This is a genomic window from Rhodoferax sp. TS-BS-61-7 (genome assembly GCF_002943465.1).
Lineage (GTDB): Bacteria > Pseudomonadota > Gammaproteobacteria > Burkholderiales > Burkholderiaceae_C > Allorhodoferax.
In genome coordinates this window covers 246,311-270,038 of sequence record NZ_PTQY01000001.1, presented here as the reverse complement: position 1 = coordinate 270,038, position 23,728 = coordinate 246,311, and the positions used below count along the sequence as shown (strand labels likewise).

Genomic DNA, 23,728 nt, shown 5'->3' with positions numbered 1-23,728 from the left:
TATTCCTTACCGCAAAAATGGGCGGAAATAACTTTGCATTACCACTTCGGTATTCACATCGGCACCAAATCCACGTGCAGTAACGCGTACCACTTTGTCATCGCCACGTGAGAGATATTCCATGATGTATTCGGGCTGCCGGGCAACGCCGCTCAATCGGGCTACCCCCGTGAAGGTGCCTAGTGGCACAGATCCATCGAATGTGCAGTTAGTGTCTGGCCCTGCTGCATCGCTTGGCTTGGCGCTTGCGGGGCCAGCGGGAGCACCTTCCCAGCGGCCATTTTTGTCGTCTGTAGTGGGCCACCAAGGCTCAGGATTTATTACGGGGTCCGCTGTGTAATTGCTGGTGTCGTAATAACTCAGCTCATACCGACATTGACCCCGCGGACAGTTGGTGTCAAAGTTTGGAGCTCGCAAGGCGCCGGTGAGTGGCCGGTCATCATTGCGTGGGCAAAGTGCGGTCGGCAGCCGTGTGGACACCGTTAGCATCAGGTCGCGTTCGGCATCACGAAGACCAGCTTCCGCCGCCTGCCGGGCAACTTCATAATCCAACTGATTGCGAGTCAGTGTTTCGCCTATAGTCGCATGCCTAATACCCAATGTTCCCAGGATAGTGATCACAAGCAAAAACATCAGCACCATGGGCAGCGCAATGCCTTGTGTACTGGAGCGCATTTGGTCAGTGCGGTGCATCAATACACCCCATTCAGGTTATTGCGAATCGCAAAGACACGCTCAAAGCGTTTGAAGATGGTGCGGTCCGCCGCATCGTAGGCGACGGTATTTCCCCGGCAGTCGTTGTAGGTACGATTGACGCCTGCGGCGTCTTGGGTGCGAGAGTTTTCCATGGTGCGTGTCAAAAGGCAGACATGAACCGCGGTGACGCGTTGCCAGCCGGTTTTGCCGGCGGCAATGGGCAGTGCCGACACCTCAGCTGCAGTATGGTAAGTTTCCGGCGACAAACTGCCTGTGCCGTTATGAACGCCATAGCGAAATGCCATGTCTGCCAGGCCTTCGAACATAGGTTGGTAGACGCTGTCTTCCGGGTTTCTGCCATTTCCGTTGCAACCCAAACTCATCGTGGCAACCGCGCGGTCTGTGGTGCCTGGGCCCTGCACGGTGTAATTATTGGCAACCAGTCCAAACCGGTTAGAGATATAGCGAGGTCGCCCTGCGACGATTTGAGCGGCGTTGTTAGCGTCTAGAGCTACGCTCTGCCGCAGGCAGTCAAAACCACTAGAGAACGTCGTGGTTGAATCCAACTCTGGGATACCAAAATAATTAATCACCACAGAATCAGGCGCATTAGCCACTGCCGCCGGGCAGTCTCCGGTTACCGGGTTGAAGCGAGCGCCATCACAGCCGAACAGCCCTTGGTTATAAGCGACTACTGCAGGATTTTTAGTGTTGCTGAACCCACCCATCAGGTTGGTGCTTGCAGAGCCGTTTGACATGATGGCTGGGTAGTATCCTGCCATTTGCAGCTCCCGGCCCACCATATCCAAAACCAGCTTCGCATTTTCATTAATCACAGAAACGCTGGACATGGCAGTTGCGGTGCTCCTAGCTGCCAAGTAAGCCGTAGCGGCAGCCAAACCAATGGCGAGGCTGATGACTAAGCTCACCATCAACTCCACCAAAGTCAAGCCGGCTTGTCGATGCCACCCGCGAGGGTACATGTGCGCATGAGTCATGGGACCATCTCCAGGTTGGCGCAGCGGACCCCAACTAAGTCGGCAGTGGCTCCCACCGCCGCAGGGCAGCAATTACGTGCTGCCACACCTGTTGTTGCGGCTGTGCAGGCGGCAGGAGATTGCAAAACACCAGCATCCACATTGTCTTTGTCATACCAGGCAACGGTGACCAAAAAACGCAGATCAACACCTTTGGTGCCCGTTGGCACGACAAACCCGGTTGCCCCAGGCAGTTGTTGATCCAAATCCCTGCGCCAAACAAGCAAATCGTAAGTTGCTAGTTCTGCCGCATCACAGGTCGTTGTGTCACAGTCTTTCGCTGGGTCGAAGTAAGTCGCGCTGGCTTCAATGGCGGCTCTTTCTTCAGCGTAAGTACGTGTGTAGTTGTAGGCAGTAGCCAAAGAGCCAGAGTTCGCACGAATGCGGTCGGCCAAACTGGCAATATTGGAAGACAGGGCGCTGCGAATCCAGCTCGATTGCTCGTACTTGAGTGCCGCTGTTTGCATGCCCAGCATGCCCAGCAAACCTATGGACAGCACCAAAATGGCAACAAGTGCCTCAATTAATCCCGCACCGCGCTGGTTGCTCATGGACATGCGTCAACTCCTGCATATTGCTTGGTCGTTACTCGTCCAGATGAGCTGATGCATATGGATCGATAATGTGGGCTGCTTACAGTTTCGGGCTCATATCCAAGCGTGAAGTTGCTTTGCCCGGCCGCCGTTAGTCCTCTGGATTCAAACGTCAGGCGCCGGAGGAGTGTGTTTGCAACAAGGGTGAAGTTAGTGTCTCCAGCTTGTCGTACTGCAATCAAAGTTGAACCATTTGTCGTCGGGTTATTCTGTGCGTTAGAGCATGTCGGATTCGCAAAAACTATCCAACCATTTTGCCAGTTGGTGTTCCCCGCAGCAGCACAAGTGGGAGTCCCGCCAGTCAAAGCATTTGCGGTATTGATGGAGGTGCAGATAGCGACGCAGCTGTTTCTTGTAATTGCCTCTGTCCGCGCCCTTGCTATGTCATTTGCAAAGTCCGAGGTAATACTTCCTACTTGGCTGCGCACCTGCATTTCTCGCAGGCTAGGAACACCAATGGCCAAAATGATGGCCAAAATAGCCACTGTGACCAGTAACTCAATCAGGGTGACGCCTGACGCGAGGCCAAGATGCTGCGCGCGGGAAGGAACTCGGTTGGGGCTATTGGGACTGTGGGCGGACATGCCCAGAGTATAGAAAGTGTGCGCGGCAGGTGTATGCCCGGTTATCGCTGGTGTGCTACCACTAGTCCCATTGGTTTTTGGCCTCTGGCGGGGCTACCGACTCACCTCGTCCACCAAAGTCTTGAACTCATCAATGTCCTCAAAATTGCGATAAACGCTGGCAAAACGCACGTAAGCGACCTTGTCGAGCTTTTTGAGTTCGCGCATGACGAGTTCGCCGATGCGGGTGGATTGGACTTCGCGCAGGCCCAGGTTGAGGAGTTTTTCTTCGATGCGCTCGATGGCGCTGTCGATTTGCTCGGTGCTCACGGGCCGCTTGCGCAGGGCCAGGTTCATGGAGGCGAGCAGTTTGGCGCGTTCAAACTCGATGCGGCGACCGTCTTTTTTGACGATGGCCGGGAAGTTGACGTCCGGGCGTTCATAAGTGGTGAAGCGTTTTTCGCACGATCCGCACTGGCGGCGGCGGCGAATGAAGTCCCCGTCTTCCGAAATTCGAGTCTCTACCACCTGGGTTTCAGAATGGCTGCAGAAGGGGCATTTCATGGCGCAGGGGTGCTCAATTAAGTGCCAAATAGGGCTCTAGCCCTTATAAAACAAGCGCAAGCAGCTATCAAAATAGTAGTGCTTGCGCTTGCCATAAGGCTTACTTGTAGACCGGGAAGCGCGAGGTCAGCGCATGTACCTTGGCGCGCACGGCGGCAATGTTGGCCTCATCGCGCGGGTTGTCCAGCACATCGGCAATCAGGTTGGCCGTGGCGCGGGCTTCCTCGTCCTTGAAACCGCGGGTGGTCATGGCGGGGGTGCCGATGCGCACGCCGCTAGTCACCATCGGCTTTTCGGGGTCGTTGGGGATGGCATTTTTGTTGATGGTCATGTGGGCGGCGCCCAGCACGGCCTCGGCTTCTTTGCCGGTAATGCCTTTGGAACGCAGGTCCACCAGCATCACGTGGCTGTCGGTGCCACCGCTGACGATGCGCAGGCCGCGGGCGGTGAGTGTTTCCGCCACGATTTTGGCGTTGCGGGCCACTTGCTGCTGGTACGTCTTGAACTCAGGCGCCATGGCTTCTTTGAAGGCCACCGCCTTGGCAGCGATCACATGCATCAAGGGGCCGCCTTGCAAACCGGGGAAGATGGCGCTGTTGATGGCTTTTTCGTGCTCGGCCTTCATCAGGATGATGCCACCACGGGGGCCGCGCAGGCTCTTGTGGGTGGTGGAGGTGACCACGTCGGCGTGGGGCACGGGGTTGGGGTACACACCGGCGGCAATCAGGCCAGCGTAATGGGCCATGTCCACCATGAAGATGGCGCCGATTTCCTTGGCAATCTTGGCAAAACGCTCAAAGTCGATGGCCAGGGAGTAGGCGGATGCACCTGCAATGATGAGTTTGGGCTTGGTCTCACGTGCTTTGCGTTCCATCGCTTCGTAGTCGATGGCTTCGTTGGCGTCCAGGCCGTAACTCACCACGTTGAACCATTTGCCGCTCATGTTCAGGGCCATGCCGTGGGTCAGGTGGCCGCCTTCGGCCAGGCTCATGCCCATGATGGTGTCGCCGGGTTTCAGGAAAGCCAGGAAAACGGCTTCGTTGGCCGATGCGCCGCAATGGGGCTGCACGTTAGCGGCTTCGGCGCCAAAAATTTGCTTGATGCGGTCAATCGCTAGTTGCTCAGCCACGTCCACATGCTCGCAGCCACCGTAGTAGCGGCGGCCAGGGTAACCTTCGGCGTATTTGTTGGTCAGTTGGCTGCCCTGGGCGGCCATGACGGCGGGTGAGGCGTAGTTTTCGCTGGCAATCAGCTCAATGTGGTGCTCCTGGCGTGCGTTTTCGGCCAGGATGGCGGCCCACAATTCGGGGTCGGCTTGTTCAACAAGGATGTTGCGGTCGTACATGGCAGTCCTAAAAGACAAAGGGCCTGTGGGTCTGAAAGACACAGGGCTGCCCAGGCGAACGGCTGATCACAAGCCCGAAAAGGCTTGCGGCACGCTTCCCAGTGGTGTCCCACGTCAGCGCCAATGGGCCTTGAAGGGCCCGGCGCCTATCGCCAGTTGCGTGCAGGCAGGAGTTTAACCGAGCGCGCTCAGGAGTTGGCCAGGTGGGCGACGTTTTCCACGCCAACCGGCTGTGCTGTTTCGGGCGCAGGCAGCTTGACAGGCACTGAGGTGACTGGCGGCGCGGCCAAGGGCATGGGTTTGCCTGTGGCGACAGACTGCAGGCGGGCGTGTTCTGCCATCACCTTTGCAGCATAACCACCGTCGTCTTCCAGGTTGGCGGCACCCACGTAGTACTTGAGGCCACCCTCGATGGAGCCGGCGCGGGCAATACATTCCTGCAGCACCTTTACACCCACACGCAAGTTGGACACGGGGTCAAACGCGGCATGTTTGCCGCCAAAACCTTCGTACTTGTCGCTGTGCACCTTGGTCATGACCTGCATCAGGCCCTGGGCACCCACGTGGCTCTGGGCAAAGGGGTTGAAACCCGACTCAATAGCCATGATGGCCAGAATGAGGGTGGGGTCCAGCTTGGTACGTTGGCCAATCTCATACGCCTCGGCCACCAGTGCGCTCAGTGGCTCGGGGGCCACGCTGTACTTTTTGCTCAGCCAAAACGCCACAGCCGCTTGCTGCTTGGGCAGGGCCTGCGGGTTGGCTGCGGTGGCGCGCTCCACGGCGTCAGGTTCTGTGGCAATGCCGGTGGATACCACGTGGCGGTTTTGCAGCCAGCCCATGAGCTGGAGTTCGCCGGCTTGGCGGATTTCGGGACGTGCCGTCAGGGTGATGGCGGCAAACATGACAGCCAAGCCGAGGAGGGCGAAGCCGTTGTGGGTAATTTCGAAGAAACCTTGGGCGATGTCTTTCGCAACGATGCGAAGGCCCTGGGTGAATTGTTGAGTCGCTGTCATAGCTCTTCCTTCTTTGGCGGGGGCCAGGACCTTGGCGCTGCAATACAGCGGGGCGGTTCGGACACCTCGTTTGGGTTGGTACGCTATCAATATCCTGCGGCGTCGTCTCGACATGTGCAGCGATTTGAATATGCCGGGTTCGGCAGCGGGGCGGGTAATCCCTAGTCAAAACTTGGGATGGGCGGATTCTAGGTGGCTTTAATATGCACGGTCAACCATATCAAGTTAATTTGATATATTTATTGGTTTGTTTTTGGGCTGTTTTTGCCAAAAAATTGGCAGTTTTGCGCATTTAGAGCATTGGCCTTAAGCCGCCAATCGACAGACGGTAGGCCATTGAAACTTTGATTTGAAACTGCCGAGCCTCGTGCCTAGACTGCGTGGGCCTGAACATTCAGGCGTTTTACCGGCAGTAGCCAGTCCGTGCTTCAGGCACCGTGATAAAGCGGCCCCGGTAACCCCAAGGAGGCAATCTATTGCTTCATGTTCGTGGTGGGACAGTACGCTCCCCTGCGACAACCCGTGATGGCATGGACCTTCGGTCAGCCATCGAGCCCGGCAGCGGTCTGTTCAGACTTCTGTCGGGCTTTCTTTTGCCCTTGCCTTCTGCCCAGAACACGCTCCGCCAAGCGAACGCGTCTCTATATATAGAGGCATATGCGTCTCTCTAGGGAAAGTCAGGGTTTGTCGCCAAAGACATGGAGCCAGTTCGGCACCTTTGTTTGCTATCAATAAAGGAGCTGCTTGCGCATATTCCATAAGCGTTATGGCTACTTTTCTTATAAATCTGGGTGTGCAGCAGCCGCACAATTTGGTGTTGGTAACCGTGGTGCAGTAAAAAACGGAAGGGGCAGGGCATTTCGAGGCGAAAATACCCGGCTGTATTTTTGTTTACCAACCCTGATTGCTACCCACTGTGACCTCGTCCAACTCCGCCAAACACCTCGACATTGCCCAACTGGACAGCCTGACCGGCGGCGCATTCACCGCCGCAACCGCAGGCGACCGGGCCTCCCGCATCCGGGAGTGGCTGCAGGGCAACCCCGGCGCCGATCTGCTGGCCGAGGTGTTCCGCGAGCTCAGCGTCAAAGACAAGGGCGCCGCCAAGCTGGTGCGCGAGCGTCTGGACGAAGCCAAGCGCTCCAAGGGCCAAGAGCTGTTGGCCGCCGAGTGGGCAGCCCGTGCCCAGGCCCTCATCGACACCGCCAAACTCAATATTGCCGACGCCCTGGCCTGGCAGCGTGACGCCGCCAAAGCCGGCGCACCCCTGAGCAAAGAGCCCCTGGCCACCCTGAAAACCCAGTTGGCCGAACGTGTGCGTGGTATCGAAGACTTGCAGCACCAGGTTCAGGTGCAGCGTGAAGCCGCGGTGTTGTTGGCCCAGCGGATTGAAGTGCTGTCCACCAAACCCTGGGGCGATGCCCAGGCCGCGCTGGATGCCCTGCGGGTTGACGTGGACCACTGGCAAACCCAGGCCACCGCCCTGGTGGCGCATGCCAGCTGGGCCAGTGTGGACCTCAAATTCCCACCATTGCTGGACGCCTCGCGCGGCCAGCTGCTGGTGGTGTGGGATGCTTTTCAGGCGGCCCTGAACTTGGCCGTGGCCGCTGCGGCCGACGCCAGCGCACCCTTGCCGCCCGTGCCCGTGTGGGCGGACGAACTGCGCGCCGCGCGCGGCGTGCCCGCCGAGGCACCGGCTAAACAGGCCAAACCCAAGGTGGACCCCGAAGTGCGCGCCCAGGCGAGCACTGCCGTGCGCGCTGCGCTGACCACGCTGGAACAGGAAGTGGCCGAGGGCCACGGCAAGGCCAGCGCCGGTGCGGCCAATGCACTGCGTAATGCGCTCAAGGAATTTGGCAAGGTCATTGACGGCAAACTGGAAAACCAGGCCCACGCCGCACTGGCTGCGGCGGGTGAACTGGAAGGCTGGCAGCGCTGGCGCGCCGACCAGATCCGCGATGAGCTGGTCACCAAAGCCGAAGGCCTGCTTAAGCGCCCCGAAGGCCAAGCCATTGGCGGACGCAAGATGCAGGAAACCCTGCGCATCCTGCGCGACCAGTGGAAACAAACCGACCAAGGCGGCGTGCCCAACCACGCGCTGTGGAAGCGTTTTGACGAAGCCTGCAACGAGGCCTACAAGGTGGTCGAGGGCTGGCTGGAGAAGGTCAAGGCAGAATCCGCCGAGCACAAGGCCCAGCGCCTGGCGCTGATTGCCGAGGTCAACGCCTGGGCCGAGGCCAACCGCACCGCGCTGGACGATGACTGGAAGGGTTTCAACCGCATCCTGCACCAGTTTGGCGACCGCTGGCGCGAAGGTGGACACGTGGGCGAAAAGGTGTTTGCCGAGCTGCAGCCGCTGTGGAAAGCCGCCATCGCCAACGCCGCGGCACCGCTGGAAGCCCTGCAGGCCCAAAGCCTGGCCGCCCGCCACGCCATGATTGAAGAAGCCAAGGTGCTGGGCGCCGCGCCGGTGCTGCGCATCGACGCCGTCAAGGCGCTGCAACAGCGCTGGCAGGCGCAGGCCCATGCGGTGCCGATCGACCGCCGTCAGGAGCAAAAACTGTGGGATGCGTTCCGCAAACCGATTGACGACGCCTTCAACCGCAAAACCACCGAGCGTGAAAAGGCCGAAACCGCACTGGGTGCACGTGACCGCATGGTGCTGGACGCGGCCAAAGCACTGGAAGCTGCCAACGCGTCGGGCGACGCCCAAGCGATTCGCGCCGCCATGGCTGCACTGGAAGCCGCTTTGCAAGGCCAAGCCCAGGCGCAGGCCGAAGTGACAGCTGCCGGTGCGCAAGAGCAGGCTGCCCAGTCTGCAGCTGCTGAGGCGCCGAATATGGCTCCAGCCCCCGTGGAGTCTGCGCAAGCAGCTACTGAATCGATAGCGGATGGTGATGCCGAGGCCGACGTTTCGACGGAAATCGTTGTGCCGGAAGCCCCGGTGGCGCCTGCCGCCCCTGCCAAGCCAGCACCCAAACCCGTGGTGGCCGTGCGTGGCGACGACCGCCCCGGCATGAAAAAAGAAGCACCCGCCGCTCCCGGTCGTGGTGGCAAATTTGGCGACCGCAAGGACGGCGGTGCCGGACGCGGTGGTCGTGATGGCGCCGCAGCTCCCTGGGGTGACCGCGGCCCGCGTCGCGACGACCGAGGTGATCGTGGTGACCGCAGCTACGCACCTGCTGCCCCGCGTTTGGGTGACACCGCCTTCCGTGCCCAGCGTGATGCGCTGGAACACGCCCAACTGGCTTTGAAGAAACTGGCCGCCCAGGCCCATGGCGAAGCACTGACCCAACTGCTCGCTGCATGGGAAAAGCGCGACGCCACGCTGGTGCCCGCAGCCCAAGAGTTGGGCAGCCGTGCCGCAGCCCAAAACCGCACGGTGTGGGTGAAGGCCGTGGAGGGCACTGCCAAGCCACAAGCGGTGCAATCCTTGTTGCGCCTGGAAATGGCGGCCGAAGTGCCTACGCCTGCCGAGCATCTGGATGCACGCCGGGGCTTGCAGCTGCAATTGCTCACGCGCCGCAACGACCCCGCCCCCGCCCAGACCTGGGGCCAGGACGCTGCAGCGGTGTTGTCGGGCGAGTTCAACGCGGCCGATGCACGCCGCTTGCAGACGGTGCTCAAAGTGTTGCTCAAGCGTTAAAACGGCGGGCGCCGTATAGGCGCAATGGGGGGCCTGTGGAACAATGGGCCGTGCCCAGGCGGGTGCTTTGACCAAGGGGGAAACCGTGGACTCAGTGGACGATCTGCTGCGCAGGCTGGAGCAACTCAATGCGATTGGCTCGGCACTTTCCAAAGAGCGTGACATCACACGCTTGTTGGAAAGCATTCTGGTGGCTGCCAAGACCATCACCCATGCCGATGGCGGCACGCTCTACCGCGTGACCGATGACCAGCAGGAACTCCGTTTCGAGATCCTGCGCACCGATTCGCTGCATATCGCCATGGGCGGCACTTCGGGCAAACCGATTAATTTTCCCAACCTGCCCCTGCATGATGCGCAGGGGCAGCCCAACGACTCGCTGGTGGCCGCCTACGCAGCGCTGCACAACCAGACGGTCAACATCGCGGACGCCTATACCGAGCCCAACTTCGATTTCTCGGGCACCCGCCAGTTTGATGAACGCACGGGTTATCGCTCGCAGTCTTTCCTGGCGGTGCCCATGAAGGACCACGAGGGCGATGTGATCGGGGTGCTGCAGTTGATCAACGCCAAGCATCCGGACACTGGTGCCGTGGTGTCCTTCTCCAGTGCCGACCAAAGCCTGGCCGAGTCCCTGGCCTCGCAAGCGGCCATTGCCATCACCAACCGCAACCTGATGACGCAGTTGGAGGCCTTGTTTGAGTCTTTCATCAGCCTCATCAACTTGGCTATCGACGAAAAATCGCACTACACCGGTGGCCACTGCCAACGCGTGCCCGCGCTGACCATGATGTTGGCTGAAGCGGTGAATACCACCCAGAGCGGCCCGCTGGCGGACTTCACCATGGACGACCGCGACCGCTACGAGCTCAAAATTGCAGGCCTGTTACACGACTGCGGCAAGGTGACCACGCCGGTACACGTGGTGGACAAGGCCACCAAGTTACAAACCCTGTTTGACCGCGTGCAACTGGTGGACACGCGGTTTGAGGTGCTCAAGCGCGACCTGGAAATTGCGGCACTGCGCGAACAGCTGGCGCTGCGTGACGTACGCGAGGCTGATGCCGAGGCGGACATCATGGCAGGCGCGCGTACAGCTATTGAGGCCCTGGACGCAGACCGCGAATTCTTGCGCAAGGCCAACCAGGGTGGTGAATTTATGAAAGACGCCGACACCGAGCGGGTGCGCCAGATTGGCACCGGCACGTTGTGGCGCAATACCGATGGGGTGGAGTCCGACTTTCTGACGGCGGACGAGATTGAAAACCTGACCATCCGTGCCGGCACACTGACCGCAGGTGAGCGTGACACCATCAATTACCACATCGTCGCCACTATCAAGATGCTGGAGCAGTTGCCCTGGCCCAAACACCTGAAGAATGTGCCTGAGTACGCAGGTGGGCACCATGAGCGTATGGATGGCAAGGGTTACCCCAAGGGGCTGACGCGCGAGCAGATGTCGGTACAGGCACGGGTGATGGGCATTGCCGATATTTTTGAAGCGCTGACCGCGCGGGACCGCCCCTACAAACAGGGCATGAAGTTATCCCAGGCCATGGGCATCATGCACAAGTTCCGCACCGGCGGCCATATTGACCCCGACCTGTTCGACATCTTTGTGCAGGAGCAGGTCTACCTGCGTTATGCCGAGCAGTTTCTGGACCCCTGGCAGATTGACGAGGTTAATCCGCAAGCCTGGGTGAACTGATCTCGGGGCTGTCGGGGGGCAGGCGGTTGACCTGCACGCCAGACTTTGCTTGCGAGCGCCACGACAAACGCAGCACCTCGGCCCGCGGTGGCGTGGCACCCAAATCCCAATCACTGAGCACCGTACGGTCATGCGTCGCATCGAGCGTGTGAAAACCAGGTTTGTGTGTATGGCCGTGCAGCAGGTGCAGGGCATTTCCAGTTGCCAGCCATTGCAGCGCGGCCGGGGTGTCCACGTCGGCGTATTCGGTTCCTGACTGCTTTTTGGCGTCGCTCTGGCTGCGCAGATTGCGGGCGATGTCTTGCCGCGTAGCCAGGGGCTGGCTCAGGAATGTGCGTTGCCATTCCGGGCTGCGCACCTGGGTGCGAAAAACCTGGTAGTCGGTGTCGTCCAGGCACAAGGCATCGCCATGGCTCAGCAGCCAGCGGGCCGTGCCCATTTGTAAAACAGTGGGGTCCGGGAGCAGGGTGGCGCCGCAGGCGTGCATCAGGGCCTCGCCCATCAGGAAATCGCGGTTGCCGTGCATGAGGTAAACGGGCAGGCGCTGTGCCGTTTGCTGCAGCACGCGGCTGCATTCGGCCTCGAAGCTGGAGGCCTGGGTCAGCACATCGTCACCCACCCACACCTCAAACAGGTCGCCCAAAATAAAAACCGCATCCGCCGTGGTCTGGCCCAGATACTGGCGCCAAGCCTCGAAGGTCTGCGGTTCACTGGCCTGCAGGTGCAGGTCAGAGATGACGTCGATGCGTTGCCAGTGGGATGGCGCGTGTAGTTCCATCCCCTGGCCCTTGCGGTTTACAGTGCGACGGCTTTTTCGATGATGACGTCTTCTTTCGGCACGTCGTCATGGAAGCCCTTGCGGCCCGTTTTCACGGCCTTGATCTTGTCCACCACCTCAGTGCCCGAAATCACTTTGCCAAACACGGCGTAGCCCCAACCCTGGGTGGAGGGCGCGGTGTGGTTCAGGAAACCGTTGTCGGCGATGTTGATGAAGAACTGGGCGGTGGCAGAGTGCGGGTCGCCGGTGCGCGCCATGGCCACGGTGTACACATTGTTTTTCAGGCCGTTGTTGGCTTCGTTTTCAATGGGCGCATCGGTGGATTTTTGGCCCATGCCGGGTTCCATGCCGCCGCCTTGCACCATGAAGCCGGGGATGACACGGTGGAAGATAGTGCCGTTGTAGTGGCCCCTGTTCACATAGGCCAGGAAGTTGGCGGTGGACTTGGGGGCTTTGTCTGCGTCCAGTTCCAGCGTGATGACGCCGTAGCCGGTAATGTGGAGTTCGACTTGGGGATTGCTCATGGTTTATTTCGCCACTGTGGCGGAGTTGATGGTGATGGGGGTTTGGGGAACGTCGCTGCGGAACGGGCCGCCTGCGCCGGTGGGGGTGGACTTGATTTTGGTAATTACGTCCAGACCACTGATGACTTTGCCGAACACGGTGTAGCCAAACAGCTGTGGTGAATTCAGGAGCGCCGCACGCGGCGTGTCCTTGTAGACCTGGCCCTGGTATTCAAACTTGGGCACCGGGTCACCCGGCGGAATCAGCACCGGGTCGAGAAACGCATTGTCCTGCACATTGATGAAAAACTGTGCGCTGGCGGACTGGGGGTCGTTGGTGCGGGCCATGGCCAGGGTGCCCACAGTATTGCGCGGGCCACCGCGGGAGAGGGCTTCTCGGCCTTCGTGCGGCACCGGTGCCCGCGTCGGTTTTTCCACGTACTTGCTGTCATAACCGCCCCCCTGCACCATGAAGTTGGGAATGACGCGGTGAAAAATCGTGCCGTTGTAGTGTTTGTCTCTTACGTACTGCAGGAAGTTTTCCACCGTCTTGGGGGCCTTGTCTGCATACAGTTCCACCGTGAATTCACCCACACTGGTTTGAAACTTGACTTGCGGGTTTTGTGCGGCCGCGGTCCAGCTCAACGAGGCCAGTGTGCAAACCAACCACAGGCCGCGCAGCGGCTTTGCCATCCAGGGTCGCATTACAAAATTCCTTCGTAGAAAATTTTCCATTGGTTGTCCTGGCGGATCCAGTACTGGCGTTTGGTCAGGCCGGTGCGCACCCCATCCGCCACTTCGCCAAAGGTGGCCACCATGGTGTCGGCGCTGTCGGTCCAGCGCAGATAGGACACGTCCTTGAGTTGAATCGTGCGGCCTTGTGTTTTTTGCATTTCAGAACGCAGGGTCGGGGTCCACTGCGCCAGGGTTTTGCCATTGCTGTTGAAGTCTGCGGTGTAGAAAGACAGCACCTGACTGACATCACCGGCAGTCTTGGCATTGCGCCAGGCCAGCAGGGCGTCCTCAAAAGGTTTGGCTTCGGTGCGCGAGGCGCTGGGGCTGACCCAACGCAGCTGCGGCGCAATCAGCACGGGCGTGGCACGCACTTCTACCGTGCGGATGATGTGTTCCAGGTCCGGGTTGGCCAACACCACACAGCCGTCGGTGGCCTGGGGTGGGCGCGAGAACTGGTTGGGCGGCGTGCCGTGCAGCCAGATGCCGCTCCCAGTTTTGCCGCGCTTGGCATCCAGCACATTGGGGTAGTTGATGGGCAGGGCGCCGGAGCCATAAAAGTCTTTGAGCGACTTAGGGTCCAGGTTGCTGGTGATGTAGTACACCCCCAGCGGCGTGCGCTGGTCACCTTCCACGTCTTTGGCCGTGCCAGCCTTGCCGACGGATATGTAGTAGTCCGCTACCAGGCTCAAGCCCGCTGGTGTGTTGGCAAACAGGTACAGGCGCGAGCGGGAGGCATCCACGGCAATGGCGTGCCGTGTGCGCTGGGAGAGTTGCAAAAATTGTGCGGGCACCATGTCTGCGGGTGGGCGTTCGCGCAGGGCGCGCACACGCCGCAGCGACTCTTCCCGCAACTCGTTCAGCACCGCGGGGGCTGCCTTGGCCATGGTGTCGGGTACGTCGCCCAGCTTGGCCAGGGGGCGTGTACGCGCTGCCAGCAAGTCGCCATAGACCAGCTGGGCGAGCTGAAAGTGAGGCAGCTCTTGTGCCAGCTGTTCTGCTTTGCCCAAGGCTTCGCGGCTCTGACCCTTGCCGATCAGGCTGTAAACCTCGATCAGGCGTGCCTCGGCTACGCCCTGCGCCGCCAGGGCGCTGGGTGCTGCACTGGTGCGTTGGATGTTGGCTTTGTCCAGGCGTTTGCTGGCATTGGTTTGTGCAGATGCAGCACCCGCCCACAGTACCAGCAGGTACAGTGGCACGCTGTAAAAGCGTCGCAGAAAAAGGCCGGGGCGCACCGGCTCGCGAATGCTGGTCATTGGCAACAGTAGAGGCCGCAAGGGCCTGTTAGTTCACCGACTCGCGAACAATCAGCCAGCGATCGCCGGACCTGGCCAGATCCAGGGTCTTGCGGCTGGAGACCGCGAGTGCGTCTGCCTTGTAGTCTTGGCGGAATTTGGCGACGGCCTTGTCGCCATTCACGCTCACGCTGAGGTTGTCGAGTTTGACGGTAATTTTGGACTTGCCACCGATGCGTTGGCGGCGTTCCGTTTCCCAGGCGCTGCGGCTGGCATTACCGGGTGGGTCAAATTCTTTGCCATATGCAGCCAGATAGCCTTTCACATCTTTGGCAGCCCAGGCACGGGCCCATGCGCGTACGGCCGCTTCGGCGTCTTTGCTGGCTTGGGCGGATTGGCTGGGGGCTGCCGGTTCTGGCGTACTGGTCGGCGGCGTTGGCGTTGCAGCTGGCGCGGCTGCAGCCGTCGTGGCGGCTACGGCAGGCGCTGCGGCGGGCAGGTTGGGCGGGGGTTTGACGGCGGCGGGTGGCGTCAGTGTTGGCGGTGCCTTGGCGGGGGACGTTGCAGCGGCGACCACTTGTGGCGGTGCAGTGACGGCCGGCGTACTGGACGGACGCTGGCCCTTGGCCAGTGCCGGGTTGAACAGTTCGCGAATCAGGGCCAGTTTGGGTGCTACCGCCGTGTTGGACGCGTCCAATTGCAAAGCCTTGCCATAGGCTTGGCTGGCCAGCTTCGCATACACATCGCCCAGGTTTTCGTGGGCGGTGGTGTAGCTGGGGTTAGTGCGGATCGCCATTTCCAGCGCGGTGCGGGCCTTGTCAAACTGGCTTTGACCGGCGTAAAGCACAGCCAGGTTGTTATAGGGCTCAGGCAGCTCAGGGTAGTCTTCGGTCAGTCGGCTGAAGGTAGCGATGGCCTCGGAGGTTTTGCCGGAGTCGCGCTGGACCACGCCTTTGATGAAGCGCATTTGCGGGTCGCGGGGTTTGCCCGCCAGGTACTGGTCGGCCTTGGCGAGTGCCTCATTGAATTTACCGTTGCGTGCCAGCTGGGAAACGTCGGAGTAGTCATCCGCATGGGCGGAGGAGAAGACGAGGGTGGCCGCAAGTGCCACCAAACGCAGTGACATGCTTACAAATGAGGGGGCGTGCTTCATAGTGCCTTTGGAATCTAGCGCGTCGGAGGACCCCTCTTCAGGGGGCTTATACTGCGTTGCATTGTAGCTGAGGGGGGTGCCTGCCAACCCCTTGGCAAAACCCTGATTGGACACCAAGCGAGCCCCGTAACCGAGTCTTCGGTTGCCATGGGCTCGCTGCTTTTGTGAGTTGGTTTCGAGATACCCATGAGTTTGCGCATCTACAACACGCTGTCGCGTTCGTTGCAACCCTTTTTACCCGCAGAGCCCGGACACGTGCGCATGTATGTGTGCGGCATGACCATTTACGACCTGTGCCACATTGGCCACGCCCGGATGATGATGGCGTTTGATGTGGTGCAGCGCTGGCTCAAGGCCAGTGGCCTGCGCGTGACCTATGTGCGCAACATTACCGACATTGACGACAAGATCATCAAACGTGCGCTGGAGCGGGGCATCACCATACGCCAGCTCACCGATGAAATGATCACGGCGATGCATACCGACATCGGCGCGCTGGGCATTGAACCACCTTCGCTGGAGCCGCGTGCCACTGAATATGTGCCGCAAATGTTGTCCCTCATCGGCCAGCTTGAAAGCAAGGGCCTGGCCTACCGCGCCAGCAATGGCGATGTGAACTACTCGGTGCGCAAGTTTGTTGGCTACGGCAAGTTGTCGGGCAAGTCGCTGGACGAGCTGCGTGCCGGTGAGCGTGTGGCGGTGCTGGATGGCAAGGAAGACCCCCTGGACTTTGTGCTGTGGAAATCGGCCAAGCCCGAAGAGCCGGCCGATGCCAAGTGGGCCAGTGAATTTGGCACCGGCCGTCCGGGCTGGCACATTGAATGCTCGGCCATGAGCTGCTCCACGCTGGGCGAAACCTTTGACATCCACGGCGGCGGGGCCGACCTGCAGTTTCCCCACCACGAAAACGAAATCGCCCAGAGCGAAGGCGCCACGGGCAAGCCGCTGGCCCATTTCTGGGTGCACAACGGTTTTGTGCGTGTGGACAACGAGAAGATGAGCAAGTCGCTCGGCAACTTCTTCACCATCCGCGATGTGCTGAAACAGTACGACGCAGAAACCGTGCGCTTTTTCATCGTGCGAGCCCACTACCGCAGCGCCCTGAACTACAGCGATGCGCACCTGGACGACGCACGCCAGTCCCTCAAGCGCCTGTACACCGCGCTGGATCAGGTGACACCGGCAGACATTGCCGTGGATTGGGCCAACCCGTATGCCGTGCGCTTCAAGGCGGCCATGGACGAAGACTTTGGCACCCCCGAAGCGGTTGCCGTGTTGTTCGACCTGGCTTCTGAGGTGAATCGCAGCAAATCGCCAGCCCTGGCCGGTCTGCTCAAGGCTCTGGCGGCATGTCTGGGGCTGTTGCAAGGCGACCCGAAAGCGTTTTTGCAGGCCGGTGCCGCTTTGGACGAAGCTGCCATCCAGTCCCTGATTGCCCAGCGCGCCGCGGCAAAGGCCGCCAAGGACTTTGCACTGGCCGACAGCATCCGCAAGGACTTGCTGGCCCAAGGCATTGTGCTCAAGGATTCGCCGGCGGGTACGACCTGGGAAGCTGTGCAGTAATGGCTACCTCCGCGAAAAAGGCCGAAGAGCAGGCCCCGGTCCTCGCGACCCCCTATTTTTGGGAGGAGGCTTGCAAGCATCTGGTGAAAAAAGACCGGGTGATGAAGCGCCTGATCCCCCAGTTTGGCGATGCCTGCCTGCAAACCCGGGGCGACGCTTTTGTGACCCTGGCGCGCAGCATTGTGGGCCAGCAAATTTCGGTCAAGTCGGCCCAGACCGTGTGGGACCGCTTTGTGTTGCTACCGCGCAAGATGACACCCGCCAATGTGCTCAAGCTCAAGGTGGATGACATGCGCGCTGCTGGCCTGAGTGCGCGCAAGGTGGAATACCTGGTGGACCTGGCCCTGCACTTTGATAACGGCGCCCTGCACGTCAAGGACTGGGATGGCATGGGCGATGAGGAAATCATCGCGGAACTGGTGGCGATCCGCGGCATTGGCCGCTGGACGGCCGAGATGTTCCTGATCTTTCACCTGATGCGGCCCAATGTGCTGCCGCTGGATGACGATGGCCTGATCCAGGGCATCAGCCAAAACTATTTTTCAGGCGATGTAGTGAGCCGCAGCGACGCGCGCGAGGTGGCTGCCGCCTGGGCGCCGTACTGCAGCGTGGCAACTTGGTATATTTGGCGCTCTCTCGACCCCCTACCGGTCGCGTACTAGAAGGAGAAACAGCGTTGGCTAAAAAGACATTTCTCGATTTTGAGCAGCCTATTGCCGAGCTCGAAGGCAAGATCGAAGAGTTGCGTTATGTGCAAAACGAGTCCGCGGTGGACATTTCCGCCGAGATCGACCAGCTGAGCAAGAAGAGCCAGCAGCTCACCAAAGACATTTACAGTGATTTGACCCCTTGGCAAATCACCAAGATCGCGCGCCATGCCGAGCGTCCCTACACGCTGGACTATGTCAACGACATCTTCACGCATTTTGTGGAGCTGCATGGCGACCGCCACTTTGCCGACGACCTGAGCATTGTGGGCGGCTTGGCCCGGTTCAACGGTACACCTTGCATGGTGCTGGGCCAGCAAAAAGGGCGCGACACCAAGGAGCGTGGTTTGCGCAACTTCGGCATGAGCAAGCCCGAGGGTTACCGCAAAGCCCTGCGCCTGATGAAGCTGGCGGAGAAGTTCAAGCTGCCGGTGTTCACCTTTGTGGACACGCCAGGCGCGTACCCCGGCATTGACGCCGAAGAGCGCGGCCAATCCGAAGCCATTGGCCGCAACATTTTCGAGATGGCGCAACTCGAAGTGCCCATCATCACCACCATCATTGGTGAAGGTGGCTCCGGCGGCGCCTTGGCCATTTCGGTGGCCGACCAGGTCATCATGCTGCAGTACTCCATCTACTCGGTCATCAGCCCTGAAGGTTGCGCCTCCATCTTGTGGAAAACCTCCGACAAGGCGCAGGACGCGGCCGACGCTCTGGGCATCACCGCCCACCGCCTGAAGGCCCTGGGCCTAGTAGACAAGATCGTGAATGAACCTGTGGGTGGCGCGCACCGCGACACCAAGCAGGCCGCGGCTTTCCTCAAGCGCGCGCTGGCTGATGCCTACCGCCAAATCAGTGACCTCAAGGTCAAAGAGTTGCTGGACCGCCGCTACGAGCGCCTGCAAAGCTACGGCCGCTTTACCGACACCAAGGCCACCGGCAAGTAAGCCGGTAACGCCGGCGACCTGCCGCACGCCATGACCCAGTCACTGGATGCGGCCGTGCGGGCTTTTCAGCCCGCTTTGCCTTTAGGGGTGGCTTTCAGTGGGGGCGCGGACTCTACCGCTTTGCTGATCGCCTGTGCCGAGCGCTGGCCGGGGCAGGTGGTCGCCCTCCATGTGAACCACGGCCTGCAGGCTGCGGCGGCCGACTTCGAAGCCCACTGTGTTGCGCTGTGCGGTCAGCTGAATGTGCCCTTGCGGGTGCTCAAGGTGGATGCTGGGCATACACCCGGCCAAAGCCCCGAGGATGCCGCCCGTATTGCCAGATACAAGGCTTTAAGTGCTCTAGCCCTTACGGAGTATGCGCAAGCAGCTATTAAATCCATAGCGCTGGCCCAGCATGCGGATGACCAGGTGGAGACCTTATTGCTGGCGCTGAGTCGCGGTGCGGGTCTGCGTGGCCTGAGCGCCATGCCTGCACAGTGGCAGCGGGATGGCTTGGCCTTTTACCGGCCTCTGCTGCAGGTGTCGGCCGCGGACATTAGGGCGTGGTTGGTCGCGCGGGGTGTGGGGTTCGTAGAAGACCCGACCAACACCGACCAACGTTTTACCCGCAACCGCATTCGCGCCCAGCTGCTGCCCGCGCTGGAGGCTGTGTTTCCCCAGTTTCGCGACACACTGGCCCGCAGTGCGGTCCATGCCGCACAGGCCCAGGGCCTGTTGAATGAGATAGCGACGGCGGATTTGAGTGCTGTGTGCCGCGCTGACGATGGGCTGCCTGCAGTGAAGGCACTTCAAGCCCTTTCTGCAGCGCGCCAGGCCAATGCCCTGCGCCACTGGTTGGCCAGTGCCTACGGTGTGATTCCGAGTGCAGCCCAACTCGCGGAGTTGCAGCAACAGATTGCTGCCTGTACCACCCGTGGCCACCACATTCACATCAAAGTGGCCGACGGTTTTGTGGAGCGCAAGGGCCCGGTGCTTGCGTGGTACCGGCCCGCATAGCCATGTGAGGTAGTGGGTTGCCTCACACAGGGCTTTTGATCTGGGCCAAGCATGGGTTTGGGAAAAACAGGCCAGAGTCTGTGCGATAATCCTGCCTGACCTTTAGGAGACGTGACCGAGTGGCCGAAGGTGCTCCCCTGCTAAGGGAGTATGGGGTGTAGAGCCTCATCGAGGGTTCGAATCCCTCCGTCTCCGCCAGAAAGTTAAAAAAGCCCGATCAGTGATCGGGCTTTTTTTTCGTCTCTACGTGACGCAGTTCACAGACACACCGTCAGTGCATCCCGATGCGGCGGCTATCATGCCCACTGTCAAACGCGGCCTGCTGGGCTGTGCGGCGGCGATTTTTATTTCATTTCAGGAGGACAGGCACGTGAACACAGAAGTCATTTGGACATTTCTCACCACGCAAGGCGCGGATTTCGGTTTGAAGCTGCTGGGCGCTTTGGGCGCCTGGATTGTGGGGCGCTGGCTGATTTCGCTGGCCCTGCGTTTGTTGGGTGCCGCCTTGCAGCGAGGCGGTAAGGTCGACCAGACGCTGGCCAACTACCTCAACTCCATTTTGTCAGTGATTCTGAACGTGGTTCTGATCCTGGCGATTCTGGATATTTTTGGTGTGCAGACGACGTCGTTTGCCGCGCTGCTAGCCGGTGCTGGCCTGGCCATTGGTACGGCCTGGGGTGGTTTGCTGACCCATTTTGCAGCTGGCGTATTTATGCAGGTGTTGCGTCCCTACAAGGTGGGTGATTTTGTGACTGCGGGCGGCGTGACCGGTACGGTCAAAGAGCTGGGCCTGTTTGGTACGACGTTGATCACACCAGACAACGTGGTCACGATTGTGGGCAACAACACCGTGTTTTCGGGTTCGATCCAGAACTTCAGCACCTTGGCCTACCGCCGTGTGGACTGTGTGGCCAAGGTGGCCAACGGAGTCGATGTGCTGGATGCGATTGCGCGGCTGCGCAGTGCGGTCGCGGCAATTCCCAACGTGGCTGCAACGCCAGCTCCCGATATCGAGATTTTGCAGTTCACGCCTGAAGGCCCCTTGCTGTGTGTGCGTCCCTATACCCACACCGACCACTACTGGCAGGTGTACTTTGACACGCATAAAGCGGTGGTCAGCACCTTTGGTGCGGCGGGATACCCAGTGCCCGAAACCCCCGTGGCGCATCGCACCCTTTAATTGGGCGCTGTGTGGCGCTTAAAAGGTGATACCGGCGGGGTTGGAGGGGGCGGGCGCAGCAGCAGGTGCTGGGCTCGGAGGCTCCACAGGTTTTGGCGCTTCTTTGGGGGCTGCAGCAGGTTTCTGTACGGCCACCAGAGGCGCAGGGGCAGCAAAGCGGTAGCCCCTGGGGAGGGTGGATGTACCGGGGTAACCTGCTGCGTCCAGGTACTGAGTCCACTCCAGATCGGAAAAGCCTTTGAGTTTCTGGCTGCCAATGGTGGCGTAGGGCAGAGAGTTGTCTCCTGCCAAGCGTTGCAGGGCTTCTTGGTCTTCGGGCGTGCTTACGGTTCGTTCATTGAACGGGATGCCTCGGTTTTTCAGCAGGGACCGACCACTATCACAAGGCCCGCAGGGCGATGCGGTGTAAAGGGTCACTGGATATTTGGAGGCCACCTGGCGCAGTTCGTAGGGCAGGTCGGAACCCGCCGCCGCACCGCTGGACGCTGCGCCTGTGGCCGCGACTTTGCCTTTGTCGGCTGCAGCGGGAGGTTTGTCGGAAAAAGTCACCTTGCCGTCCGGGCCCACGATCTTGTAAACCGGTTGCGCCACGCTGGCTTGGCCCAGCAGTGCCAGGGCCAAGGCGCCGAGGAGGGTGATGCGGGTCTGCATTGTCATAGGGTCATCCTGCAAGGTGTGTATCAACAAGGTTTCAAGACTGGGCCATGCCCTGGTGCCGGAGCAGCGCGTCCAGAGAGGGTTCGCGGCCCCGGAAGGCTTTGAACGACTCCATGGCCGGGCGGCTGCCACCGGCTTCCAGAATGGCCATGCGGTATTGTCGGCCGGTTTCGGGGTTGGGCAAACCGTCGCTATCTGCCGACTCTTCGAACGCGGCGTAGGCGTCTGCGCTCAGCACTTCGGCCCACTTGTAGCTGTAATAACCTGCCGCATAACCACCAGCGAAGATATGGCTGAAGGTATGGGCCGTACGGCTCCAGGCCGGGGGCTGCAGCACGGCCACTTCCTGGCGCACCTGTGCCAGCAGGGGCATGAAGTCGGCGGCCGGGTCGTGGTCGGTGTGCAGCAGCATGTCGAACAGGGAAAACTCAATCTGGCGCAGGGTCTGCATGCCACTTTGGAAGTTTTTGGCGGCCAGCATCTTGTCGAACAGCACACGGGGCAGGGCGGCACCGGTTTCCACATGGGCGGTCATGTGCTGCAGCACGTTCCATTCCCAGCAGAAGTTTTCCATGAACTGGCTGGGCAGCTCCACCGCATCCCACTCCACGCCGCTGATGCCAGAGACATCGCGCTCGTTCACCTGGGTCAGCATGTGGTGCAGGCCATGGCCAAATTCGTGGAACAGCGTGGTGACATCGTCATGCGTCAACAGCGCGGGCTTGCCATCCACGCTTTCTGCAAAATTGCAGACCAGATGGGCCACTGGCGTTTGCAGTTGGCCATTGTCGGGGCGCAGCCAGCGGGTGCGCACATCGTCCATCCAGGCGCCGCCACGTTTGCCGCTGCGGGCGGTGGGGTCCAGGTAGAACTGGCCGACCAGCTGCAGGCCCTGCGGGTTGCGGCGCTCGATGCGGTAGAACTTCACGCCCGGGTTCCACACGGGCGCGCTGTCCTCGCGGATTTCCACGTCAAACAGGGTCTCCACAATCTTGAACAGCCCGGCCAGTACCTTGGGTGCGGTGAAGTACTGTTTAACCTCTTGCTCGCTGAAGGCGTAACGTGCTTCCTTGAGTTTTTCGGAGATGTAAGGCCAATCCCAGGCCTGTGGGTCGTTCAGGCCCAACTCGTCGCGCGCGAAGGCGCGCAGGTCGGCAATGTCTTTTTCTGCAAACGGGCGGGCCTTGCGGGCCAAGTCGCGCAGGAACGTGACCACGGTGGCCGGAGAATCCGCCATTTTGGGCACCACGGACAGGGCGCCAAAGTTGGCATAACCCAGCAGCTGCGCCTCATCCTGGCGCAGGGCCAGGATGTCGCGAATGATGCTGCTGTTGTCAAACTTCTGAAACTCGGGCTCGGCTTCGGTGGAGGCGCGGGTCACGTAGGCGCGGTAGAGCACGGCACGCAAGGCGCTGCTTTGGGCAAACTGCATCACGGGCAGGTAGCAGGGCATCTTCAACGTGAGTTTGTAACCTTCTTTGCCTTCGGCCTGGGCTGCGGCGCGGGCGGCCTGTACTACATCTGGTGGCACACCGTCCAGTTCGGCCTCGGTGGCGTAGTAGGCAAAGGCGTCGGTGGCGTCCAGCGTGTTTTCGCTGAACTTCTGCCCCAGCTCGGCCTGCTTTTCCTGGATGGCGGCAAAACGCTCGCGCTCGGCGCCTTGCAGCTCGGCGCCGCCCAGCACGAAGTTGCGCACCGCATTTTTGTGGGCTTGCAGCTGCTCCGCGTTCAGGGTACCGGTGTTGATGGCCTTGTATTTGGCGTACAGGCGTTCGTCCGCGCCCAGGCGGGTCCAGAACTCAGTGACTTTGGGCAGGGCCGCGTTGTAGGCGGCGCGCAGCTCGGGCGTGTCAGCCACGCTGTTGAGGTGGCTGACCGCGCCCCAGGCCAGGCCCAGTCGTTCGGTGGCCACGTCCAGTTCCCTGGCGATGGCCTGCCATTCGGCGGGGAAATCGGCCGCGGTGACCGTTTCCAGTGCCTGCTCGGCCTGGGCCAGCAAGGCGTCCATGGCGGGCTCCACATGCTCGGGCCGGATCTGGTCAAACAAGGGCAGGCCGGTGGTGTTTAGCAATGGATTCATGGTGGTGCGGGTCAGAGCAGTGGAACTGGAGA

The 23,728-nt window shown here is 60.5% G+C and carries 21 protein-coding genes, 1 tRNA gene and 1 riboswitch; of the genes, 8 read left to right on the top strand and 14 right to left on the bottom strand.

Going from position 1 to position 23,728, the window contains the following annotated elements; translation table 11 throughout:
• Positions 1-6: 6 nt before the first annotated feature.
• The 7 genes from C5F53_RS01230 to C5F53_RS01200 form a co-directional block, all read right to left on the bottom strand.
• Positions 7-693 (bottom strand): PilX N-terminal domain-containing pilus assembly protein, encoded by a 687-nt coding sequence (locus C5F53_RS01230; RefSeq protein WP_105259518.1) that lies wholly within the window; start codon positions 691-693, stop codon positions 7-9.
• The gene (locus C5F53_RS01225) at positions 693-1,694 is read right to left on the bottom strand and encodes a PilW family protein (protein ID WP_105260348.1); all 1,002 of its coding nucleotides are present in this window, start codon (positions 1,692-1,694) and stop codon (positions 693-695) included. Before C5F53_RS01225 ends, C5F53_RS01230 begins: the two co-directional genes overlap by 1 nt.
• Positions 1,691-2,290, bottom strand: a complete 600-nt coding sequence (gene pilV / locus C5F53_RS01220) for a type IV pilus modification protein PilV (RefSeq protein ID WP_105259517.1) — start codon at positions 2,288-2,290, stop codon at positions 1,691-1,693. The genes C5F53_RS01225 and pilV overlap by 4 nt, the downstream gene beginning before the upstream one ends.
• On the bottom strand, positions 2,281-2,910 hold the full coding sequence (locus C5F53_RS20740) for a GspH/FimT family pseudopilin (RefSeq protein WP_105259516.1): 630 nt from the start codon (positions 2,908-2,910) through the stop codon (positions 2,281-2,283). Before C5F53_RS20740 ends, pilV begins: the two co-directional genes overlap by 10 nt.
• A 93-nt stretch (positions 2,911-3,003) precedes the next feature.
• Positions 3,004-3,453 carry a transcriptional regulator NrdR gene (gene nrdR / locus C5F53_RS01210; RefSeq protein WP_105259515.1) on the bottom strand — a complete coding sequence of 150 codons (450 nt, stop codon included), beginning with the start codon at positions 3,451-3,453 and terminating at the stop codon, positions 3,004-3,006.
• A gap of 100 nt (positions 3,454-3,553) precedes the next feature.
• Positions 3,554-4,798, bottom strand: a complete 1,245-nt coding sequence (glyA, locus tag C5F53_RS01205) for a serine hydroxymethyltransferase (protein WP_105259514.1) — start codon at positions 4,796-4,798, stop codon at positions 3,554-3,556.
• A 41-nt stretch (positions 4,799-4,839) separates the two neighbouring features.
• Positions 4,840-4,968: riboswitch (ZMP/ZTP riboswitch) on the bottom strand.
• Between the two features lie 18 nt (positions 4,969-4,986).
• Entirely contained in the window at positions 4,987-5,811 is an 825-nt protein-coding gene (locus C5F53_RS01200) for a lytic transglycosylase domain-containing protein (protein WP_105259513.1), read from the bottom strand.
• Between the two features lie 916 nt (positions 5,812-6,727).
• Here C5F53_RS01200 and C5F53_RS01195 point away from each other — a divergent pair.
• Entirely contained in the window at positions 6,728-9,457 is a 2,730-nt protein-coding gene (locus tag C5F53_RS01195; RefSeq protein WP_105259512.1) for a DUF349 domain-containing protein, read from the top strand.
• Between the two features lie 85 nt (positions 9,458-9,542).
• The gene (locus C5F53_RS01190; protein ID WP_105260347.1) at positions 9,543-11,165 is read left to right on the top strand and encodes an HD family phosphohydrolase; all 1,623 of its coding nucleotides are present in this window, start codon (positions 9,543-9,545) and stop codon (positions 11,163-11,165) included.
• Here C5F53_RS01190 and C5F53_RS01185 read toward each other — a convergent pair.
• From C5F53_RS01185 to C5F53_RS01165, 5 genes are read right to left on the bottom strand one after another with little or no spacing between them, the layout of a single operon-like run.
• Positions 11,140-11,943, bottom strand: coding sequence for a UDP-2,3-diacylglucosamine diphosphatase (locus tag C5F53_RS01185; protein ID WP_105259511.1), 804 nt, complete (start codon positions 11,941-11,943; stop codon positions 11,140-11,142). The two genes, C5F53_RS01190 and C5F53_RS01185, sit on opposite strands and share 26 nt — an antisense overlap.
• A 17-nt stretch (positions 11,944-11,960) precedes the next feature.
• Complete coding sequence (locus C5F53_RS01180) at positions 11,961-12,467, bottom strand: peptidylprolyl isomerase (RefSeq protein WP_105259510.1); 507 nt, start codon at positions 12,465-12,467, stop codon at positions 11,961-11,963.
• Between the two features lie 3 nt (positions 12,468-12,470).
• A complete protein-coding gene (locus C5F53_RS01175) occupies positions 12,471-13,151 on the bottom strand; it encodes a peptidylprolyl isomerase (protein ID WP_105259509.1) in 681 nt (226 codons plus the stop codon).
• Positions 13,151-14,434 (bottom strand): L,D-transpeptidase, encoded by a 1,284-nt coding sequence (locus C5F53_RS01170; protein ID WP_105259508.1) that lies wholly within the window; start codon positions 14,432-14,434, stop codon positions 13,151-13,153. Before C5F53_RS01170 ends, C5F53_RS01175 begins: the two co-directional genes overlap by 1 nt.
• 28 nt (positions 14,435-14,462) lie before the next feature.
• Positions 14,463-15,566 (bottom strand): tetratricopeptide repeat protein, encoded by a 1,104-nt coding sequence (locus C5F53_RS01165; protein ID WP_105259507.1) that lies wholly within the window; start codon positions 15,564-15,566, stop codon positions 14,463-14,465.
• A 186-nt stretch (positions 15,567-15,752) separates the two neighbouring features.
• Here C5F53_RS01165 and cysS point away from each other — a divergent pair, with 186 nt between their 5' ends.
• The 6 genes from cysS (at position 15,753) to C5F53_RS01135 (ending at position 20,959) form a co-directional block, all read left to right on the top strand.
• The gene (cysS, locus tag C5F53_RS01160) at positions 15,753-17,129 is read left to right on the top strand and encodes a cysteine--tRNA ligase (RefSeq protein ID WP_105259506.1); all 1,377 of its coding nucleotides are present in this window, start codon (positions 15,753-15,755) and stop codon (positions 17,127-17,129) included.
• The gene (locus C5F53_RS01155) at positions 17,129-17,791 is read left to right on the top strand and encodes a DNA-3-methyladenine glycosylase (protein WP_105259505.1); all 663 of its coding nucleotides are present in this window, start codon (positions 17,129-17,131) and stop codon (positions 17,789-17,791) included. The genes cysS and C5F53_RS01155 overlap by 1 nt, the downstream gene beginning before the upstream one ends.
• 14 nt (positions 17,792-17,805) lie before the next feature.
• Positions 17,806-18,783 (top strand): acetyl-CoA carboxylase carboxyltransferase subunit alpha, encoded by a 978-nt coding sequence (locus C5F53_RS01150; RefSeq protein ID WP_105259504.1) that lies wholly within the window; start codon positions 17,806-17,808, stop codon positions 18,781-18,783.
• Between the two features lie 30 nt (positions 18,784-18,813).
• Positions 18,814-19,779, top strand: a complete 966-nt coding sequence (tilS, locus tag C5F53_RS01145) for a tRNA lysidine(34) synthetase TilS (protein WP_105259503.1) — start codon at positions 18,814-18,816, stop codon at positions 19,777-19,779.
• Positions 19,780-19,884: 105 nt separating this feature from the next.
• A tRNA-Ser gene (locus tag C5F53_RS01140) sits at positions 19,885-19,977 on the top strand.
• Positions 19,978-20,149: 172 nt separating this feature from the next.
• Positions 20,150-20,959, top strand: a complete 810-nt coding sequence (locus C5F53_RS01135; RefSeq protein ID WP_105260346.1) for a mechanosensitive ion channel family protein — start codon at positions 20,150-20,152, stop codon at positions 20,957-20,959.
• An 18-nt stretch (positions 20,960-20,977) separates the two neighbouring features.
• On the opposite strand, the gene C5F53_RS01130 is transcribed toward C5F53_RS01135, so the two are convergent.
• Both C5F53_RS01130 and C5F53_RS01125 read right to left on the bottom strand, forming a co-directional pair.
• Entirely contained in the window at positions 20,978-21,616 is a 639-nt protein-coding gene (locus tag C5F53_RS01130; protein ID WP_370446694.1) for a glutaredoxin family protein, read from the bottom strand.
• Between the two features lie 34 nt (positions 21,617-21,650).
• On the bottom strand, positions 21,651-23,696 hold the full coding sequence (locus C5F53_RS01125; RefSeq protein WP_105259501.1) for a M3 family metallopeptidase: 2,046 nt from the start codon (positions 23,694-23,696) through the stop codon (positions 21,651-21,653).
• Positions 23,697-23,728: the final 32 nt, after the last annotated feature.

Coding starts and splice junctions, on each gene's coding strand:
- cysS (WP_105259506.1), top strand. CDS start 15,753: ATGAGTTTGCGCATCTACAACACGCTGTCGCGTTCGTTGCAACCCTTT.
- C5F53_RS01130 (WP_370446694.1), bottom strand. CDS start 21,616: ATGACAATGCAGACCCGCATCACCCTCCTCGGCGCCTTGGCCCTGGCA.
- pilV (WP_105259517.1), bottom strand. CDS start 2,290: ATGTCCATGAGCAACCAGCGCGGTGCGGGATTAATTGAGGCACTTGTT.
- C5F53_RS01165 (WP_105259507.1), bottom strand. CDS start 15,566: ATGAAGCACGCCCCCTCATTTGTAAGCATGTCACTGCGTTTGGTGGCA.
- C5F53_RS01125 (WP_105259501.1), bottom strand. CDS start 23,696: ATGAATCCATTGCTAAACACCACCGGCCTGCCCTTGTTTGACCAGATC.
- C5F53_RS01200 (WP_105259513.1), bottom strand. CDS start 5,811: ATGACAGCGACTCAACAATTCACCCAGGGCCTTCGCATCGTTGCGAAA.
- C5F53_RS01225 (WP_105260348.1), bottom strand. CDS start 1,694: ATGACTCATGCGCACATGTACCCTCGCGGGTGGCATCGACAAGCCGGC.
- C5F53_RS01175 (WP_105259509.1), bottom strand. CDS start 13,151: ATGCGACCCTGGATGGCAAAGCCGCTGCGCGGCCTGTGGTTGGTTTGC.
- C5F53_RS20740 (WP_105259516.1), bottom strand. CDS start 2,910: ATGTCCGCCCACAGTCCCAATAGCCCCAACCGAGTTCCTTCCCGCGCG.
- C5F53_RS01185 (WP_105259511.1), bottom strand. CDS start 11,943: ATGGAACTACACGCGCCATCCCACTGGCAACGCATCGACGTCATCTCT.
- C5F53_RS01170 (WP_105259508.1), bottom strand. CDS start 14,434: ATGACCAGCATTCGCGAGCCGGTGCGCCCCGGCCTTTTTCTGCGACGC.
- glyA (WP_105259514.1), bottom strand. CDS start 4,798: ATGTACGACCGCAACATCCTTGTTGAACAAGCCGACCCCGAATTGTGG.
- nrdR (WP_105259515.1), bottom strand. CDS start 3,453: ATGAAATGCCCCTTCTGCAGCCATTCTGAAACCCAGGTGGTAGAGACT.
- C5F53_RS01180 (WP_105259510.1), bottom strand. CDS start 12,467: ATGAGCAATCCCCAAGTCGAACTCCACATTACCGGCTACGGCGTCATC.
- C5F53_RS01155 (WP_105259505.1), top strand. CDS start 17,129: ATGGCTACCTCCGCGAAAAAGGCCGAAGAGCAGGCCCCGGTCCTCGCG.
- tilS (WP_105259503.1), top strand. CDS start 18,814: ATGACCCAGTCACTGGATGCGGCCGTGCGGGCTTTTCAGCCCGCTTTG.
- C5F53_RS01230 (WP_105259518.1), bottom strand. CDS start 693: ATGCACCGCACTGACCAAATGCGCTCCAGTACACAAGGCATTGCGCTG.